This window comes from Georgfuchsia toluolica, assembly GCF_907163265.1.
Classification (GTDB): domain Bacteria; phylum Pseudomonadota; class Gammaproteobacteria; order Burkholderiales; family Rhodocyclaceae; genus Georgfuchsia; species Georgfuchsia toluolica.
Map to the genome: position 1 here is coordinate 916598 of NZ_CAJQUM010000001.1, position 19036 is coordinate 935633.

Below are 19036 nucleotides of genomic sequence, written 5' to 3' on the forward strand. Positions count from 1 at the left end.
CAGGACATGTATGTCCAATCCCTGTCCGAGGGGGTGGCAGGGCCGGATGATGCCGTTAATCATATTCTGTCCGCCATCCAGAACGATGAATTCCGCCTCTATTGCCAGCCCATTACGCCGCTCTCGACACTTGCCGCACAAGGTGGCCATTATGAAGTGCTGATCTGCCTGCACGAGGAAGAAGAAGACATGATGCCGCCCGGCGCCTTCTTCCCCCTGGTCGAGAAATACGGCCTGATGCCGCACCTCGACCGCTGGGTTGTACAGCATGTCATCAAATGGCTGTCCTTGCGCCCTCCTCCTGCGCCGTTGCGAAATGGAAGTGGCTCGGCTTTTTTATCAATCTTGCCACCGCATCGCTCGGCGATCGGAAGTTCCCGGAGTTTGTTCGCGACCTGCTGCATCAACACAAGGTTCCTGCCTGGAAGCTGTGCTTTGAAATCACCGAAATCGATCTGTTCCTGTTACACGATGAAGTCATTCTGTTCGCGAAAGAAATGCGTGATAGCGGCTGCAAGGTCGCCGTCAGCGATTTTGGCGGGAGAGGTGTGTCGTTCGAACCGCTCTACAATATCCGCGCGGATTTTCTCAAGGTCGACGGCAGCATCATTCTGGATATCCTGCGCGATCCTGCCGATCAGGCGCAAGTCACCGCCATTTCCAGAGTGGCAAAAACCATCGGCATCAAAACCATTGCCGAAATGGTCGAAAGCGATGCCTGCGTGGCGAAACTGTCCGAGATCAGTATCGACTATGCCCAGGGGTTCGGCATTTCTATGCCGGCGGCGCTGGATGGCCTTGACTGAGGCCGCCGTCAAATCATGCCGAACGCATGCGGTAGCCACAATGACAGTGGCGGCCAGTAAGTCACCAGAACAAGAAACACCAGCATCGTCAACAGCCACGGCCAGACCGCAACCGTCAGTTCTGTGATCCCCATCTTGGTGATGCCCGAGGCCACATACAGATTCAGGCCCACCGGCGGATGGCACATACCGACCTCCATGTTGACCGTCATCATGATGCCGAAGTGCACCGGATCGATGCCCAGTTTGCTGGCAACGGGAAACAGGATGGGGGCCATAATCAGCACGATCGACGATGGCTCCATCACGTTGCCGGCCATGAGCAGCAGCAGATTCACTGCGAGCAGGAATATGACCGAGCCGAAGCCCATGTCGAGCAGCCATTGGGCGAGATGCTGCGGGATGTTCTCGTTGGCCATGATGAAGGAAAACAGCACGGCATTGGTGATGATATAGAGCAGCATCGCCGACATGTTGGCCGAGTCGAGCAGTACCTTTGGTACCTTTTTCAGGCTCAGATCCTTGTATACGAAAACGGCCACGATAAAGGCATAGACGGCGGCCATCGCTGCCGCCTCGGTGGGTGTGAAGATGCCGGTGTAGATGCCGCCCATGACCACGACGATCAGGAACAGCCCCCAGAACGAGTCCTTGAAGGCGAGGAATCGTTCACGCCAACTCGCGGTCGGCAGACGCGGGTAATTGTTCTTGCGCGCCCGCCACCAGGTTGTCAGGCCAAGCATGGTGGCCAGCACCAGGCCCGGCATCACCCCGGCCAGGAACAGTGCGCCAACCGAGGTGTTGGTCGCCACGGCATACATCACCATCACGATGGAGGGCGGTATCAGGATGCCCAATGCACCCGAGGTGGTGATGATGCCGGCGCCAAAGCGCTTGGGAAATCCCGCATTGATCATTGCCGGCATCAATATGGAACCGATCGCGATCACCGTCGCCGGGCTGGAACCCGAAATCGCCGCGAACAGGGCGCAGGCCACCACGCCGGCGAGACCGAGTCCGCCATGCCAGTGCCCGACCATGGCCGTGGCAAAACGGATCATGCGTCGCGCCACGCCACCGTGGGTGAGGAAGTTGCCGGCCAGGATGAAGAACGGAATCGCCATGATCTCGAACTTCTCGATGCCGGTGAACAGCTTCAGCGCCACCGATTCGATGGGCACATTGGTCATGGTGAACAGGAAGGTCAGCACCGTCAGGCCAAGCGAAATCGAGATCGGCATGCCGGTAAGCATGAGCGCTATGAGCAGAACGAAAATGATCAGCGAGTTCATTTCGCACCCCCCTTGCCATTGGTATGGGGATGCAGGTTGTCGTCGAGGTTGTAGGGCGCGATGTCAACCGGGTCTTCAATGCCCTCCACATGGCCGTGATCGTGGTGCGGCAGATTGCCGGTCTTGAGAAAACTCGCCGCCACTTGCAGGAAGCGAAAACACATCAGAGAAGAACCACAGGGAATCGCGAGATAGACCATCCACATTGGCAGTTCAAGGTCTGCCGAGGTCTGCTCGGTATGGCCGATCGCCCAGACAAAATGCGCGCCCAGCGCAGCCACGGTGCCGGTAAACAAGGCACCGGCCAGCAAACCAAACAGGATAAAATATTTTCGTCGGGCCGGACTGAGGCGGTTGATCAGGACATCAACTCCGACGTGAATTCCAGTACGCACGCCATACGCCGCGCCGAACTTGGCCATCCAGACGAACATGTAGATGCAGAGTTCCTGCGCCCAGGAAAGATTGATCTGCAACAGCGCGTCCTGCAAGGCCGGCCAGGGAATACCCGACAGATAACGATGCACGACGGCGACGAAGATGAGCAAGGTCGCCGCGGCCATCAACAGGCCGATCAACCACTCCTCCAGATGATCCAGCATTTTCAGCATGTGCTCTCCGCTGAAACGAAAAGGCCGCCAAAAGGCGGCCTGCGGGATTTACAGCTTGGCGGGATTGAATCCCGTCTCTTTGTAGATCGACTGCAACAGATCCTTGCCGACGCGGCTCCCGGAATCCTGATGCACCTTGATCAGCGCCTTCTTCCAGGCTTTCTTTTCTTCCGGCATCAAGACAATGACCTGGGTCTTGCCGCTTTTCCTCACCGCTTCCAGCGCCGTGGAATTCTCGACCGCCGCAATCGCGTTGGCGTAACGGGTAGCGTCTTTCATCGCGTCCTGGAGCTGCGCGCGAATGTCCGGCGGCAACTCTTCCCAGAATTGCTTGTTGACGATCACGGCATAACCGAGATAGCCATGATCGGAGAGGATCAGGTACTTCTGTACCTCGTGCATCTTCTGGGTATAGAAGTTGGATGCCGGATTCTCGGTACCATCGACGACGCCGGTCTGCAGTGCCTGATAGACCTCGGAGAAAGCCATTACCTGCGGCGTGGCGCCAAGCGCCCGCATTTGCGCATCCAGTACCTTCGAAGACTGAATGCGCAGCTTCAGGCCACGAAAATCCGCCGGCATGTGCAGCGGTTTGTTGGCGCTCATCTGCTTGAAGCCGTTATCCCAGAAAGCGAGACCAACAATCCCCTTGCTGTCGAGTTTCTTCAGCAGCCCCTGCCCGATAGCCCCCTCCGTCACACGGTGCAACGCAGCGTAATCGTCGAAGAGATACGGCAGATCGAATACTTCGAATTCCTTGGCGCCGAGCGGGCCGAATTTCGCCAGCGAGGGTGCCAGCATCTGCACCGAGCCAAGTTGCAAGGCTTCCAGTTCCTCCTTGTCCTTGTAAAGCTGGCTATTGGGGTAGACCTCGACCCGGACACGGCCTTTGGTCTTTTCTTCCGCAAGCCTCTTGAAATAAACGGCTGCTTTGCCCTTGGGGGTATCGACCGCCACGACATGGCTGAACTTGATGATGATGGGTTGATCCGCATAGGCGGCAAACGACAGACAGGCGGTGATGAAAGTGGCGACAAAGGCATATAGCTTCATGGCATTCCTCTTCAGAGTTCCCATTCGCGGCATTGTCGCCGGACAATCCGGCTGCTATGCCAAAATACTATAAGACTAGATCAACCATTCAATTCTTCAAGCCGAAGTCGCGTGACGCTGCATTTCACCGCCGGCAATGCCTCGATTTTCGCAATTGCGACATCCGCCTGTTTTTCGATGCAGACGTGGGTCAAAATGATGATGTCGGTCTCGCCTTCACCTTCGGCCGGTTCGCGCTGCAGCAGCGCGTCGATCGAAATAGCCTGGTCGGCAAGAATGCGCGTGACATCGGCAAGCACCCCCGGCTTGTCCTCGACGCGCAAGCGCAGGTAATATGCCGTTTCGATCTCCTCGCGCGGCAGCACCGGAACGCTCGACAACTGATCGGGCTGGAAGGCGAGATGCGGCACACGGTTGCCCGGATCAGCGGTATGCATGCGAGTGACATCAACGAGGTCAGCGATCACCGCGCTGGCGGTCGGCTCGGCCCCGGCGCCCTTGCCGTAATACAGTGTCGACCCAACCGCGTCGCCCTGCACCAGTACCGCATTCATGGCGCCCTCGACATTGGCGATCAGGCGTTTGGCCGGGATCAGGGTGGGATGTACGCGCAGTTCGATGCCGTTATCCCGGCGCCGGGTGATGCCGAGCAGCTTTATGCGGTAGCCCAACTGTTCCGCATAGCGGATATCCACTGCTTCCAGCTTGCTGATGCCTTCGATGTGGGCCTTGTCGAACTGCATCGGGATGCCGAAGGCCAGGGCCGAGAGAATTGTGATTTTGTGCGCGGCATCGATGCCCTCGATGTCGAAGGTGGGGTCGGCCTCGGCGTAACCCAGGCGCTGTGCTTCCTTGAGCACCTCGGCAAAGGGCAGGCCCTTGTCGCGCATTTCGGAGAGGATGAAGTTCGTGGTGCCGTTGATGATGCCGGCAATCCACTGGATGCGGTTCGCGCCAAGCCCTTCGCGCACCGCCTTGATGATCGGAATGCCGCCCGCGACGGCGGCTTCGAAGGCCACCATGACGCCCTTCTTCTGCGCAGCAGCGAAGATTTCAGTGCCATGCTTGGCCAGCAGTGCCTTGTTGGCGGTGACCACATGCTTGCCGTTTTCAATCGCCTTCAGCACCAATTCCTTTGCGATGCCATCGCCGCCGATCAATTCGACCACGATGTCGATTTTGGGATCGGTGACCACCGAAAACGCATCATCGGTAATGCGCACCGAATCGCCGACAACTTTTTTCGCCAGCGCCAGATTCTTGTCGGCGACCACGGAAATGTGAATCGCACGGCCGGCACGGCGGGTAATTTCGGTTTCGTTGCGCCTGAGAACGGTAAAGGTGCCGCCGCCGACGGTGCCGATGCCGAGGAGGCCGACGTTAATGGGTTTCATATTTCATTTGCCATGCAGCTTGCGATAGTTATCGAGAAATCTGGCGATGCGGCCGATTGCTTCCTTCAAGTCGTCTTCATGCGGCAGAAATACGAGCCGGAAGTGATCCTGCATCGGCCAGTTGAAACCGCTGCCCTGCACTACCAAGACGCGCTCCTGCTCCAGCAGTTGCAGAATGAACTGTTCGTCATCGTCGATCGGATAAAGCTTGGGATCAAGGCGCGGAAACAGATACATCGCCGCTTTCGGCTTGACGCAGCTGACCCCGGGAATTTCCCTGATCAGTTTCCACGCCAGGTCGCGCTGGCGCGTCAGTCTGCCATTGGGCGCGACCAGGTCGTTGATGCTCTGGTAGCCGCCGAGAGCGGTCTGGATGGCATACTGCCCCGGCACGTTGGAACATAGCCGCATCGAGGCCAGCATGTTGAGGCCTTCGATGTAATCCTGTGCATGCCGCTTCTCGCCCGAGACCACCATCCAGCCAGCGCGGAAGCCGCAGGAGCGATAGTTTTTCGAGAGACCGTTGAAAGTGATGAACAGGACATCGTCGGCCAGCGAGGCGATGGAAACGTGCTTCGCGCCGTCGTAGAGCACCTTGTCGTAGATCTCGTCGGCAAACACGATGAGGTCGTTTTTACGGGCAATATCGACAATATCGCGCAGCAGCTCGACCGGATACAGCGCACCGGTGGGATTGTTCGGGTTGATGACGACGATGGCCCGCGTCGCAGGCGTGATCTTGGCGCGGATGTCGGTCAGATCCGGCAGCCAGCCAGATTGCTCGTCGCAATGGTAGTGTATTGCAGTGCCGCCGCCCAGTGTGGCTGCCGCCGTCCACAACGGATAGTCCGGCGCCGGCACCAGCACTTCGTCGCCGGCATTCAACAGGGCCTGCATCGACATCACGATCATTTCCGAAGCGCCGTTGCCGAGGAAGATGTCATCGACGCTGACGCCAATGATTTTCTTCTCCTGCGTGTAGTGCATGATCGCCTTGCGTGCGGAAAACACCCCTTTGGAATCGGAATAGCCGGACGATTCGGGCAGGTTGCGGATCATGTCCTGCACGATCTCCTCCGGCGCCTCGAAACCGAAAGGGGCCAGATTGCCGATGTTCAGCTTGATGATGCGATGACCCTCCTCCTCCATCTGCCGGGCCAGTGCCAACACCGGTCCACGAATGTCATAACAGACGTTATCGAGCTTGGAGGATTTCTTTACCGGTTGCATAAATTTCCCGATCCTGGCGCATTCGCGCAATGACTAAAACTGCTGCAATTGTGCCAGTTATGGCGGTTTAGGGCGGTACGATGCAAAGGTATAATTCTACCCAAGCTCTCCACCGCGCCGCAATCAAGCGATTGTGGCGCCAATCCATACGAACGCGCATTGTCGCCAGCGCCACCCCTGAGGATGAAAATGCGCAAAGTCCAATTGAACGCCCCCCATCCCCGCCCCGGGGCGGGGCTACCCATCGGCTCGCTACGCTCGATATCACAATGAGCACTATTTCTGCTTTTCCACGTTGATGAAACTTCACGCCGAACGTCCGCAGGGACAATACGCGATTACCGCCTATGGCCCCGGCTTCGCCACTATCAACCAGCAAACCTATCGCAGCAGCCTGATCGTCGGCCACGACCGGCTGCTGCCGGATTGGCCAGTCGCCAAACTCGAAGACCTGTTGAGCGAACATCTGCTTGGACTCGATCAGGGCTGTGACGTGGTGCTGCTCGGCACCGGAGCGCGGCAGCGTTTTCCGCAACCGTCGATTCTGCGTTTCCTGTTCGAAAAGGGCATCGGGGTCGAAGTCATGGACACCGCGGCAGCCTGCCGCACCTACAACATTCTGCTGACCGAAGGGCGCGCCGCGGTGGCAGCCCTGATCATCGAATGAGGCTGTCCAATCGCGCCATATGGCTGCTCTGGATCGCGCTGTTCGCGGTCTGGTTCGGCACTCTCGACTACCGCAAATTGATCCGGCCCGACGAAGGCCGCTACGCCGAAATCCCGCGCGAAATGGTCGCCAGCGGCGACTGGCTGACGCCGCGTCTGAACGGCTTCAAGTATTTCGAGAAGCCAACGCTGCAATACTGGGCTACGGCGACTGCTTACGAAGTATTTGGCGAAGACGAATGGACAGCGCGTCTGTGGCCGGCATTGACGGGTTTCCTCAGCGTGCTGCTCGCCGCGTGGACTGGACGTCGCCTCTGGGGCGCACAGGCTGGCAATCTTGCCGCAGCGATCCTCGCCAGTACTCTGTGCTACGTCATCATGAGCCATATTATCACGCTCGACATGGGGCTCTCCTTCTTTTTGCAAATGGCATGGACTGCCTTTCTCTTCGCCCAGCAGGGCGATGCGAAAACCTCGCGCCACTGGATGTGGCTGCTGTGGACGGCTCTGGCTTTGGCGGTACTCAGCAAGGGGCTGGTGGCGCTCGTACTTTGCGGCGCCACGCTGGTGGCCTACACCTTATTCAATCGGGACTTCTCACCCTGGAAGAGGCTGGCGCCATGCTCCGGCCTGGCGCTCTTTCTCGCGATCGCGGCGCCGTGGTTCATCGCGGTTTCAATCGCCAATCCCGAGTTCGCCCGCTTCTTTTTCATCCACGAACATTTCGAGCGCTTTTTGACGACGGCTCATCGCCGCTATCAGCCGGACTGGTATTTCCTGCAGATCTATGCGCTTGGCGCCCTGCCCTGGACCTTCCTGCTGCTGCACGCCTTGTTCAAATCATGGCGAAGGGATATAACGGTCACATTCCAGACCCAGCGCTTCCTCGCGCTGTGGGTGCTCATCACCTTTGGTTTCTTCAGTGTTTCGAGTTCCAAGCTGCCGCCTTACATCCTGCCGATATTCCCGGCGCTGGCGCTGCTGGGCGGCAGGCATCTGGCCGAATTGCCGCGCCGCCAGTTGTTGAGCCATCTGGCCGTGCTGGCAGTTCTCGTCATCGCCGCCATCGCTTTCCTGCCGCGCATAATGGAAAGAGCGGGTACCGAGACCACCGCCGCAATGTTGAACGGTTACCTGCATTGGCTGCTGACGTCGAGCACACTACTGCTCGCGGCAATCTTTGCCGCCATGCTGCTGACGGTGAAACAGCATAATGCCGCCGCTCTGCTGGCTCTGGCGGTGGGTGCAACGATCGCCGGTTTTGGCACATTGCTGGGTCACCAAAATCTGGCGCTGTCAAACTCCGCTTTCCATGTCGCGACTCAGGTCAAACCGCTGCTAACCCCCGGCGTACCGTTCTACAGCGTGAATAAATACGAACAGACCCTGCCCTTCTACATCAAGCGCACCGTAACACTCGTCAATTACCAGGGTGAACTTGCTTTTGGCATAAAACAGGAACCGGACAAATGGGTACCGACCACGGCTGAATTCAAGCAGCGCTGGGCCAGCGATCGTGATGCCTTCGCCATCATGTCGATCGACAATTACAATGGCCTCGCCGCCGAACAACTGCCCATGAGCGAAATCGCCCGCGACACCCGGAATGTCATCGTAAGGAAAAATAACTCCCCCCCCACCCCCCGCTCCAGGAGCGGGGGTGACGGATGTTCCGCCGCACAAAACGCGGCGTCTGCTTCAATGGCTGACTCTTTCTTGGGACAGCCCTGCGAAAGAGCAACCCAATGAGCCCCATCGCCTTTGCCCTCGTCCTCACCGGCGTGCTGCTCAATGCCTGCGCGCAACTGCTGCTCAAAGCCGGCACCAACGTTGTCGGCCATTTCGAGTTCCATCTCGACAATGTGATTCCGATCGGCATGAAGATCGCCTTCCAGCCCTACATCCTCGGCGGCATGGCCTGCTATGCCATCAGTCTGGTGGTCTGGATCATGGCCCTGTCGCGTGTCCCGGTCAGCGTTGCCTATCCGATGCTCTCGATCGGCTATGTCGTCAATGCCGTCATCGCCTATTACTGGTTCGGCGAACCGCTGGCGATGCAGAAAATGCTCGGCATCGGCTTCATCGTGGTTGGTGTAGTTCTCGTTGCCAAATCGTAAAAGTACAGTGAGGAGTGAAGAGTGAGGAGTGAGGAGTTTCTGCCATTCACGCGTCCTTCGATTGATGAAGAGACTATCGCCGAAGTAGTGTCAGTGCTGCGCTCGGGCTGGATCACCAGCGGCCCCAAGGTGCAGGACTTTGAGGCCGCGCTATCGGAACATTGCGGCGGCCGCGTCGTGCGCGCCTTCAATTCGGGTACCGCAGCCCTGGAAGTGGCCCTGCGCCTGGCCGGCATCGGCCCGGGCGACGAGGTCATCACCACGCCGCTGACCTGGGTCGCCACCGCCAATGTGGTTCTCGAAGTCGGCGCGACGCCGGTGCTGGTCGATATCGATCCCATCACGCGCAATATCGACCTGAATCGTATAGAAGCCGCCATCACGCCCAAGACCAAAGCGATCATCCCGATTGATCTGGCCGGCCTGCCGGTCGACCGCGACCAGCTTTATACGATTGCCATCCCGCATGATCTGCGCGTGATTGAGGACGCGGCACAATCCTTCGGTGCGTCCTGGAATGGGGTTCCCATTGGAACAACTGGCGATTTCGTCGCCTTCAGTTTCCACGCCAACAAGAACCTCACCACTGCGGAAGGCGGCGCCCTGGTGCTTCCCTTCGATGTCGATCCGTCACTTTGCGAGCGCTTGCGCCTGCAAGGCGTCAAGCGCTTCCCCGACGGTGGCATGGACGTCGACGTGCTGGGCGGCAAGTTCAACCTGACCGACATCGCCGCTACCATCGGCCTCGGCCAGATGAAGCATCTCGGGGAATTCACCACGCGCCGTCGCCATCTGGCGCAACGTTATTTTGCGCAACTCGATAGTTCATTGGGTCTTGGCCTGCCACTGGAGGATTTCACCAATTCCAACTGGCACATGTTCCAGGTGCTGCTGCCCAAGGCTACCGACCGCGGCCGGTTCATCGCCAGGATGAAGGAACTGGGTATCGGTGTCGGCGTACATTACCCGGCGCTGCATTTGTTCAGCCTTTACCGTCCCTTCGGCTTCAAGCAAGGCGACTTCCCGCATGCCGAAGACGTAGGTCTGAGAACCGTTACACTACCGCTTTTCCCGGCCATGCAGGATGCTGATGTCGATCGCGTCTGCGCTGCACTCATCTCGGTACTCGACCACTAAGCCATGGGCAACCCCGAACTCTCTGTCATCATCCCTGTTTATAATGAGGAAGCCGGGTTGCCGGCGTTGTTTGACCGGCTCTATCCAGCACTCGATGCGCTGAACACCGGGTACGAGATCATTTTCATCGACGACGGCAGCCGCGACCGTTCCGCTGCTGTGCTGCGCGGACAATTCGAGCAACGGCCTGACGTCACGCGCGTCATCCTGCTCGCCTCGAATGCCGGCCAGCACATGGCCATCATGGCCGGCTTCGAACACTCGCGCGGCGACATTATCGTCACGCTCGATGCCGACCTGCAGAATCCGCCCGAGGAAATCGGCAAGCTGGTGGAGAAGGTGCGCGAAGGCCACGACTGTGTCGGCTCGATCCGCCAGCAGCGCCAGGACAGCGCTTTTCGCCGCCATGCATCGAAGGCCATGAACGGTCTGCGCGAGCGCATCACACATATCAAGATGACCGACCAGGGCTGCATGCTGCGCGCCTATTCGCGCGACATCGTCGAAGCCATCAACAGTTGCAAGGAAGTCAGCACTTTCATCCCGGCGCTGGCTTATTCCTTCGCGCAACGGCCGGCCGAAGTCGAAGTCGCGCACGAGGAGCGCCATGCCGGCGAATCGAAGTATTCACTCTACGCGCTGATCCGCCTCAACTTCGATCTGATGACCAGCTTCTCGCTGGTGCCGCTGCAATTCTTCTCCATGCTGGGCATCAGCATTTCAATGCTTTCGGCATTATTCGTGGTGTTCCTCTTCATTCGCCGCCTGACCTACGGGCCGGAAGCGGAAGGTGTGTTTACGCTATTTGGCATTGCCTTCTTTCTCATCGGCCTGACGCTGTTTGGCGTCGGCCTGCTCGGCGAATACATCGGCCGGATTTATCAGCAGGTACGGCATCGGCCGCGCTACAGAATTGGGGCGATTCTTGAAAAGCAAGCCACAGAGGACACAAAGGTCACAGAGATATGAACTTTGTTTTATTGAGCTTCACGGTAATGAATGGCAACCGCCACAAATGCCGTCTTCCCCGCGAAAGCGGGAACTCAGTGTCTCTGCGCCGAAAGATGCTGGATTCCCGCTTGCGCGGGAATGACCGGCAATGTGATGGATAGTGGTAATTCTTAATAGGTTTCCTCTGTGTTCTCTGTGATCTCTGTGGCTAAACTGTTTTTGCCTTGGGGTTTTGCATGACCCGAGCCGTCGTTTTCGCCTACCACAACGTCGGTGCGCGCTGCCTGCGCGTACTGCTTGCCCGCGGTGTCGACGTGGCGCTGGTCGTCACCCATGAAGACAATCCCAACGAGAACATCTGGTTCGAGTGCGTGGCCGATATCGCGCGTGAATACGGCATCCCGGTGGCGGCGCCTGACGACCCGAACACACCCGAGTTCGTGGCCTGCCTGCGCGCATTGAACGCGGATTTTTTCTTCTCCTTCTATTACCGGCTGATGCTGAAATCCGCGTTGCTGGCGCTGCCCCGGCGCGGCGGTTACAACATGCATGGCTCGCTGTTGCCCAAGTACCGCGGCCGGGTGCCGGTCAATTGGGCCGTGCTCCATGGTGAGCACGAAACCGGCGCCACGCTGCACCGCATGGTGGAAAAACCCGATGCCGGTGGAATCGTCGCCCAGCAGGCCATCCCCATCCTGCCCGACGATACGGCGGGCGAGGTATTCAACAAAATCACCCTGGCAGCGGAGATCGCGCTATACGACATCTTGCCGCAACTGATCGCGGGTACTGCGCCGCATGTGTTGCCCGATCTCAAGGCCGGCAGTTACTTCGGCGGGCGCAAGCCCGAGGACGGACGCATCGACTGGAGCAAGTCCGCACATGAAGTGCACAACCTGATCCGCGCCGTGGCGCCGCCCTATCCTGGCGCTTTCTGCGATTTTGCCGGCCACCGTCTGCTCATCACACGTAGTCTGGGCTTGCCCGGACAGCGCGAGGAGGCCGGCAAACCGCAACTCTGCCTGAAGGAGGGCAGCCTGTTCGCACGCTGCGGCGATGGCGGGCTTGTTAGAATCCTGTCCCTGACACTGGACGACGAAGCCATTGACCCCGGCTCGCTGCTTGACCACCTCGGGGCAAATCCGATTCCCCTGAATTGATCTGACCATGAAAAAAATCCTCATCCTCGGCGTCAACGGCTTCATCGGCCACCACTTGTCGCAGCGCATCCTCGCCACCACGGACTGGTCCGTGTATGGCATGGACATGAACAGCGAACGGCTCGCCGACCTGCTCGACAACCCTCGCTTCCATTTCTTCGAGGGCGACATCATGATCAACAAGGAGTGGATCGAGTACCACGTCAGGAAGTGCGACGTGATCCTGCCGCTGGTCGCCATCGCCACGCCGGCGACTTACGTCAAGGAACCGCTGCGCGTCTTCGAACTGGACTTCGAAGCCAACCTGCCGATCATCCGCCAGGCAGTCAAGTACAAGAAGCGCGTCATCTTCCCCTCGACCTCGGAAGTCTATGGCATGTGCAGGGATCCCGAATTCGACCCGGAAAACTCCGAGCTGATCCTCGGCCCCATCAACAAGCCGCGCTGGATCTACTCCTGCGCCAAGCAGATGATGGACCGCGTGATTGCCGCCTACGGCCAGCAGGAAGGACTGCAATACACGCTGTTCCGCCCCTTCAACTGGATCGGTCCCGGCCTCGATTCGATCCACACGCCGAAGGAAGGATCGTCGCGCGTCATCACCCAGTTCCTCGGCCACATCGTGCGCGGCGAGCCGATCAAGCTGGTGGACGGCGGCGCCCAGAAGCGCTCCTTCACCTATGTTTCCGACGGCATCGACGCGCTGATGAAAATCATCGCCAACAAGAATGGCATCGCCGACGGCAAGATCTACAACATCGGCAACCCGAACAACAATTACTCGATCCGCGAACTCGCCACCCTGATGCTTGACCTTGCCAAGCAATACCCGGAATATGCCGATAGCGTCGCCAAGGTGAAGGTACTCGAAACCACTTCGGGCGAGTATTACGGCAAGGGCTATCAGGACACACAGCATCGCGTGCCGAAAATCACCAATACCATGACCGACCTCGACTGGGCGCCCAAGGTGACCTTCGAGGACGCCCTGCGCGGCATTTTCGAGACCTATCGCTGCGACGTGGCCGAAGCACGGAAACTGATGGATTAAAAATCTTTACCACGGAGGACGCGGAGTACACAGAGGAAAAGCATATCGTCTGTTGTATTCCTCTGCGTCCTCTGTGTACTCTGTGGTGAACAGCTTTTATGCCTTTACTCGCGCTCAAGATCGACGTCGATACCTTTCGCGGCACACTGCAGGGCGTACCACATCTGGTGGAGATCCTGCACCGCCACGGCGCCGACGCCACTTTCCTCTTTTCGCTCGGACGCGACCATACCGGCCGTGCCATCCGCCGCGCCTTTCGCCCCGGCTTCATGAAGAAAGTGTCGCGTACCTCGGTGGTCTCGCACTATGGCCTCAAGACATTGATGTATGGCACCCTGCTGCCGGGACCCGATATAGGGCGCGGCTGCGCCGACATCCTGCGCGGCGTACGCGATGCCGGCTTTGAAGTCGGCATCCATTGCTGGGATCACGTCAAATGGCAGGATGGCGTGGTCGGCGCCGACATGGATTGGACCGAGCACGAAATGAGGCTGGCCTGCACGCAGTTTACCGATGTGTTCGGCACGGAACCCATAGTTCACGGCGCCGCCGGCTGGCAGATGAACCGTCATGCGCTGCGCATGACGCAACGGCTCGGTTTTCACTACGCCTCCGATTGCCGCGGCAGCCATCCCTTCATGCCGGTCTGGAATGCGGAGGTCGTGCATTGCCCGCAGTTGCCCACCACGCTGCCGACGCTCGACGAGTTGATCGGGGTCGATAACGTCGTCGAGGACAATGTGCATGAGCGCTTGCTCGAACTCACTGAAAGCCCTCCTGCCACCGGGCATGTATATACGCTGCATGCGGAACTCGAAGGCATGAAGCTGGCGCCGATGTTCGAACGTCTGCTGCTTGGCTGGAAACAGCAGGGTTATGAACTGGTGAGCCTGCAAAAACTCTATGCCGGAATTGCCGTCGACGAATTGCCGCGGCACGAGGTTCTACAGGGCGAAATCCCGGGCCGCTCGGGAAACTTGCTGCTGCAAGGGCCGGAATTTCTCGCCGATGCCGGCCGTTAACCGTCGTCCCCGCGCAGGCAGGGACCCAGCGTCTTTTTTGACCACAAGCCCCTGGATGTGTGTCCTTCAGGGTATTCCCGCCTGCGCGGAAATGACAAAGACGTAGAAATGCGCCCCCTCAAACTTCTCCTGTTGATGCTGCTTGCCGCGCTGATCCTCGGCCTCGGCATCGCTGCGCCGACCGGACTCACCGGCAAGGATGAATACCTGCTCGGACTGCGCATCCCGCTCGACATGATGCAGGAGCATCGCTGGTGGGTGCCCTTCATCGACGGCGCGCCACGCCTCAAGAAACCGCCCTTCATCTACTGGACCGCGCGCGCCAGCTTCGAAGTCTTCGGTCCTTCGCTCGCTGCGGCGCGCGGCGTCACCATAGCCTTTTCCCTGCTGCTGCTGGGCTGTGTCACCTGGCTCGGCAAACGCTTTACCGGCTCCCTGCAAACCGGACTGATTGCCGCCGGCATATTGATCGGCATGGGCGGCATCGAATCCGAATCGCGGCGCTTGATGCTCGACGTACCCGTGGCCGCGCTCTCGGCCGCTGCCTTCTGCTGCTACCTGCGCTGGCTGCAACCATCACCCCTGTCGCCGTTGCCGGAGGAAAAGCACCATTTCCTCGCCTGGCCCTGGCTTATCGCCAGCGCGCTCTGTCTTTCCGCCGCCCTGTTGACCAAGGGCCCGATCGCCGTCGTCGTCTTCGGCGCGGGACTGCTGGCTTTGCTGTTTTTCCGCGAGCCGCGCGAACTCATGTTCGGCCGCTGGTGGTGGCACGGCCTGCTTGCTGTCATGGCACTGGCGCTGCCCCTGTACTGGTTCCTCTACGTGCGCCAGCATTACGGCGTGGAACTCGCCGCCGCGACGCAGGATGAGCTTGAAGCGCGCCAGTTGTTGAGCATCTCGGCCGATCCGCTGATCGGCATCATCACGTTGTCATTACCCTGGAGTTTCATCGCCGTGCACGCCTTGTGGAGCCGGCGCCATGAAGCCGATATCCGCCTGCTCGGCCTGTGGCTGCTGTTTACCCTGCTGCCGTTCTTTTTGATCCGTACTTTCGAGCGCTACCTGATCGGTTCCCTGGCGCCGCTGGCACTGCTCGCCGCCATCCACCTCGACACTCACGCGCCGCCATGGACCCGGCGCCTCGGCAGCCTGTTGCCAGGGTTGCTGGCGCTGGCGCTTGTCGTTCTGTTGTGGCGCTTCGAACGCGGCGGCTGGTGGTGGCTGGTAATTCCATTGGCGTATTTTTTTTGGGCCTGGTGGCGTCCGGCGCTGGGCGCAAAGCATCTCATCGCCTCGGCGGCCCTGTTGTGGAGCATCGGTTGGGGACTGGCTTTCCCTGCGCTCGAAGTCAATGCGGTGCCACAACAGGTGCTGGATCTGTCGCACGAGCGCCAGGTAACGTTGTTCGCCGGCCCGCAGCCCGCGCTGCTGCCGATCCTGAGCCGGCGTCCACTGCACCAGACCAACCGGCTCACGCGCGCCGACCTTGGCCGAGATGCCCTGATCATGCTGCGCGCCGAAGATACCGTAAGCATGAAAGCGCAGTTGCAGGAACTCGGCGCCAACGCGCGGCCGCTGTTCGAATATCGTGCCTTGACTTCGGCCGGTTCAGGCATTCGCTTCGCCCGCGAAGGCGCGACCCGCGATGACTGGCAACTCGCCTGGGATGCGCGCTCCGCCGCGCCGCTGATGTCCACCATCCGCGTTTATCAGGTAGAACCATGAAGCGGCAAGCGTTGCCGCTGCTCCTGTTCGCCGTTGCGCTCGTGTGGTGCTGGCCACGGCTACAGCCGCTGTCCGCTGCCGCTTTCACCGCGCCAGCACCGGCCAGGTCTGCAACAACGTCGCCCATCAACGCCGCGCCGCATGCCGAATTGCTGCCGCGCGCCGCCGCCAGCGCGCATGCCGTCACCCTTGCCCAACGCAGCGACGGCGGCTTGATCGCGGCCTGGTTTGCCGGCAGCCGCGAAGGCGCGGGCGATGTTGCCATCTACAGTTCGGTGTATGACAAAAACACATGGAGCGCGCCGCAGCGCATTGTCGACCGGCAGCGCATCGAGCACGACACGCAACGCCTGATCCGCAAGCTCGGCAATCCGCTGCTGTGGCGCGACCCGCGCAACGTATTGCACCTGTGGTTCGTCAGCGTGTCTTATGGCGGCTGGGCCGGCAGCGCCATCAACCATATGCAGTCGAATGACGGCGGTCAGCACTGGAGCGCAGCGACACGCATCGTTAGTTCGCCGTTCTGGAACCTGTCGACACTGGTACGCAACCCGCCGCTGGCGCTGGCGGACGGCGGCATCGCCCTGCCCGCTTATCACGAGTTTCTGAACAAACGCCCGGAATGGCTGCGCTTTGATGCGAATCTGACACTGATCGACCAGGCCCGCATTCCCGATAGCGCCGGCACGTTGCAACCGGCCACGGTAGCACTCGATGAGCATCGCGTCCTCGCGCTGTTGCGCGACGCCGGGCCGGCGCAGCGCATTCGGCGCGCATACGGCGAAGCGGCCGGCAGCCACTGGTTGCCCGCGGCAGCGACCGCGATTCCCAATCCGAATGCCGCCATCGCCCTACTCCGCCTTGCCGACGGCAGCTTGCTGCTGGCCTGCAATCCGCTTGAAGAGAACCGCAGCCGGCTCGCCTTGCTGCGTTCGCGCGACGACGGCCGCCACTGGTCGGCGCCCATCATCGTTGAGCAAGGCGCAGCGGATGAGGAGTTTTCCTATCCCGCGCTGCTGCAGGATGATGCTGGCATTGTTCATCTGGCCTATACCTGGAAACGTGAAGCGATCAAGCATGTCGCTTTCCATTCAGGAGACTTGGATGGAAAGCTTATGCATCCATTGGCACTCTCTCCCGACCTCCCCCGCCAAGTGGGGGAGGTGACGAGTACAGACCGCTCTTCGAGCGGTACTGGATTCGAGTCGAAGGGAAAACACTAATGCTGCTGGCACAGGTGTTGATCGTCGCCTGGTTGCTGACCTCGCTGGGGCTTCGCTCGCGCATCGTTGCCATCCTCGCCGCATTGCTGGCGCTGCTGCCCCTGCCTGAAGGCGTCTCGCTGGCGATGGCACTGCGCGGCCTGTGGGGCGATCCCAGCATCACTGCCCTGCAATTGCTGGTGCTGGCCTATATGGGCAGTGCCCCGGCTGCCTTGCGCCACGGCTGGCGTGTACCCGTTGCCATCGCCCTGCTCTCGCTTGCGCTCTATGCCAGCGCGCTGGGACCGTGGAATATCGACCTTTATCGCCTCGGCTATCAACCTGCCGTTCTGCTTGCGGCGCTCGGCGCCATTGCGCTGATCGCCTGGTGGCGCGGGCAGCCGCTCTGCCTCTGGCTGCTGGCCATCGACCTGCTGGCCTGGCGCGCCGGGCTGCTTGAATCCAGCAATTTCTGGGATACCTTGCTCGATCCGCTGCTGATGTCCGTCATGCTGGCGCTTGCGCTGCGCAATGGGTATCGTGCGGGGTATCGCGCGCACCAAAACCGCAATATCATTCGATCATGAACGAAACCTATTCCTGCGACGTTTCCATCGTCATTCCGGTCTACAACGAGCAGGAAAACCTGCCCGACCTCGTCGCCCGCGTCAGCGCGGCAATGACGCCCTCCGGATTCAGCTTCGAACTGATCTGCGTCGACGACGGCTCGCGCGACGATTCGGCGCAGGTGCTGGCCGGACTCGCCGCCAGCACGCCGTGGCTCAAACCGCGCTACCTGATGCGCAATTACGGCCAGACCGCCGCCCTGCAAGCCGGCTTCGATGCCGTGCAGGGCCGCTACACGGTCACGCTGGACGGCGACTTGCAAAACGATCCGCTCGACATTCCGCAACTGATCCGCACCCTGGAACAGCGCAGCGACATCAACATGATCTCGGGTTGGAGGAAGGACAGGCAGGATGCCGCCGTCAATCGCAAGATTCCGTCGATGATCGCCAACCGGCTGATCGCCAAGGTCACCGGCGTCGAACTGCACGACTACGGCTGCGCGCTCAAGGCCTATCGCACCGAACTGATCCGCAGCATCCGCCTGTACGGCGAGTTGCACCGCTTTATTCCCGTGCTTGCTTTCGAAGCCGGGGCGAAAATTCTCGAAGTGCCGGTGCGCCACCATGCCCGCACGCGCGGCGTCAGCAAGTACGGCATCGATCGCACCTTCCGCGTTGTTCTCGATCTGCTGCTGATGAAGTTCATGTTGCGCTACCTGCATCGGCCGCTGCATGCCTTCGGCGGCGTCGGCCTGTGGATGCTGGTGCCGGGCCTGGGCATTTGCGCTTATCTCGCCGTGCTCAAACTGCTCGGCGAGAACATCGGCGGCCGTCCCCTGCTGCTGCTCGGCGTCATGCTTGTGTTGATGGGCGCGCAACTCATCGCCATCGGTCTGCTCGGCGAAATCCTGATCCGCATCTATCACGAGCCGGAAGGCCGCGAGCAGTACCGGCTGCGACCACCACCGCAGATCAATTGATCCGGCACGATGAAGTATCAACTCCATCGTGCCGCTGATTTCTCCCTCTCCCATTGGGAGAGGGCTGGGG

The 19036-nt window shown here is 59.9% G+C and carries 18 protein-coding genes and 1 pseudogene; 14 read left to right on the top strand and 5 right to left on the bottom strand.

The features are described 5' to 3' along the window. Window positions 1–6: 6 nt before the first annotated feature. Together K5E80_RS17110 and K5E80_RS04240 are read left to right on the top strand one after the other, a co-directional pair. Window positions 7–228, top strand: a pseudogene (locus K5E80_RS17110) (EAL domain-containing protein); the annotation flags it as partial. A gap of 50 nt (window positions 229–278) precedes the next feature. Next, complete coding sequence (locus K5E80_RS04240) at window positions 279–806, top strand: EAL domain-containing protein (protein ID WP_220634988.1); 528 nt, start codon at window positions 279–281, stop codon at window positions 804–806. An 8-nt stretch (window positions 807–814) separates the two neighbouring features. Here the strand turns inward: K5E80_RS04240 and K5E80_RS04245 are convergent, their stop codons facing one another. The 5 genes from K5E80_RS04245 to K5E80_RS04265 form a co-directional block, all read right to left on the bottom strand. Continuing rightward, on the bottom strand, window positions 815–2098 hold the full coding sequence (locus K5E80_RS04245; RefSeq protein ID WP_220634989.1) for a TRAP transporter large permease: 1284 nt from the start codon (window positions 2096–2098) through the stop codon (window positions 815–817). Beyond that, complete coding sequence (locus K5E80_RS04250) at window positions 2095–2709, bottom strand: TRAP transporter small permease (protein WP_220634990.1); 615 nt, start codon at window positions 2707–2709, stop codon at window positions 2095–2097. The genes K5E80_RS04245 and K5E80_RS04250 overlap by 4 nt, the downstream gene beginning before the upstream one ends. A 48-nt stretch (window positions 2710–2757) precedes the next feature. Beyond that, complete coding sequence (locus K5E80_RS04255) at window positions 2758–3762, bottom strand: TRAP transporter substrate-binding protein (protein WP_220634991.1); 1005 nt, start codon at window positions 3760–3762, stop codon at window positions 2758–2760. Between the two features lie 80 nt (window positions 3763–3842). Next, the gene (locus K5E80_RS04260) at window positions 3843–5156 is read right to left on the bottom strand and encodes a homoserine dehydrogenase (protein ID WP_220634992.1); all 1314 of its coding nucleotides are present in this window, start codon (window positions 5154–5156) and stop codon (window positions 3843–3845) included. A gap of 3 nt (window positions 5157–5159) precedes the next feature. Beyond that, window positions 5160–6386, bottom strand: coding sequence for a pyridoxal phosphate-dependent aminotransferase (locus K5E80_RS04265; protein ID WP_220634993.1), 1227 nt, complete (start codon window positions 6384–6386; stop codon window positions 5160–5162). 298 nt (window positions 6387–6684) lie between these two features. Here K5E80_RS04265 and K5E80_RS04270 point away from each other — a divergent pair, with 298 nt between their 5' ends. The 12 genes from K5E80_RS04270 to K5E80_RS04325 all read left to right on the top strand — a co-directional run bounded on the left by K5E80_RS04270 (window position 6685) and on the right by K5E80_RS04325 (window position 18966). After that, window positions 6685–7053: an Mth938-like domain-containing protein gene (locus tag K5E80_RS04270; RefSeq protein WP_220634994.1), complete on the top strand. Its 369-nt coding sequence runs from the start codon at window positions 6685–6687 to the stop codon at window positions 7051–7053. Next, on the top strand, window positions 7050–8801 hold the full coding sequence (locus K5E80_RS04275; RefSeq protein WP_220634995.1) for a glycosyltransferase family 39 protein: 1752 nt from the start codon (window positions 7050–7052) through the stop codon (window positions 8799–8801). The genes K5E80_RS04270 and K5E80_RS04275 overlap by 4 nt, the downstream gene beginning before the upstream one ends. Beyond that, entirely contained in the window at window positions 8798–9169 is a 372-nt protein-coding gene (locus K5E80_RS04280) for an SMR family transporter (protein WP_220634996.1), read from the top strand. Before K5E80_RS04275 ends, K5E80_RS04280 begins: the two co-directional genes overlap by 4 nt. Window positions 9170–9190: 21 nt before the next feature. Further along, a complete protein-coding gene (locus tag K5E80_RS04285; RefSeq protein ID WP_220634997.1) occupies window positions 9191–10306 on the top strand; it encodes a DegT/DnrJ/EryC1/StrS family aminotransferase in 1116 nt (371 codons plus the stop codon). A gap of 3 nt (window positions 10307–10309) precedes the next feature. Next, window positions 10310–11275 carry a glycosyltransferase gene (locus K5E80_RS04290; RefSeq protein ID WP_220634998.1) on the top strand — a complete coding sequence of 322 codons (966 nt, stop codon included), beginning with the start codon at window positions 10310–10312 and terminating at the stop codon, window positions 11273–11275. 218 nt (window positions 11276–11493) lie between these two features. Continuing rightward, entirely contained in the window at window positions 11494–12417 is a 924-nt protein-coding gene (locus tag K5E80_RS04295; RefSeq protein ID WP_220634999.1) for a formyltransferase, read from the top strand. Window positions 12418–12424: 7 nt separating this feature from the next. Then, on the top strand, window positions 12425–13468 hold the full coding sequence (locus K5E80_RS04300; protein WP_220635000.1) for a bifunctional UDP-4-keto-pentose/UDP-xylose synthase: 1044 nt from the start codon (window positions 12425–12427) through the stop codon (window positions 13466–13468). Between the two features lie 98 nt (window positions 13469–13566). Continuing rightward, a complete protein-coding gene (locus K5E80_RS04305) occupies window positions 13567–14490 on the top strand; it encodes a polysaccharide deacetylase family protein (protein WP_220635001.1) in 924 nt (307 codons plus the stop codon). Between the two features lie 108 nt (window positions 14491–14598). Further along, entirely contained in the window at window positions 14599–16215 is a 1617-nt protein-coding gene (locus tag K5E80_RS04310; RefSeq protein WP_220635002.1) for an ArnT family glycosyltransferase, read from the top strand. Beyond that, complete coding sequence (locus K5E80_RS04315; protein ID WP_220635003.1) at window positions 16212–17438, top strand: sialidase family protein; 1227 nt, start codon at window positions 16212–16214, stop codon at window positions 17436–17438. The genes K5E80_RS04310 and K5E80_RS04315 overlap by 4 nt, the downstream gene beginning before the upstream one ends. After that, on the top strand, window positions 17438–18004 hold the full coding sequence (locus tag K5E80_RS04320) for a hypothetical protein (protein WP_220635004.1): 567 nt from the start codon (window positions 17438–17440) through the stop codon (window positions 18002–18004). The genes K5E80_RS04315 and K5E80_RS04320 overlap by 1 nt, the downstream gene beginning before the upstream one ends. Continuing rightward, the gene (locus K5E80_RS04325) at window positions 18001–18966 is read left to right on the top strand and encodes a glycosyltransferase family 2 protein (RefSeq protein WP_220635005.1); all 966 of its coding nucleotides are present in this window, start codon (window positions 18001–18003) and stop codon (window positions 18964–18966) included. Before K5E80_RS04320 ends, K5E80_RS04325 begins: the two co-directional genes overlap by 4 nt. Window positions 18967–19036: the final 70 nt, after the last annotated feature.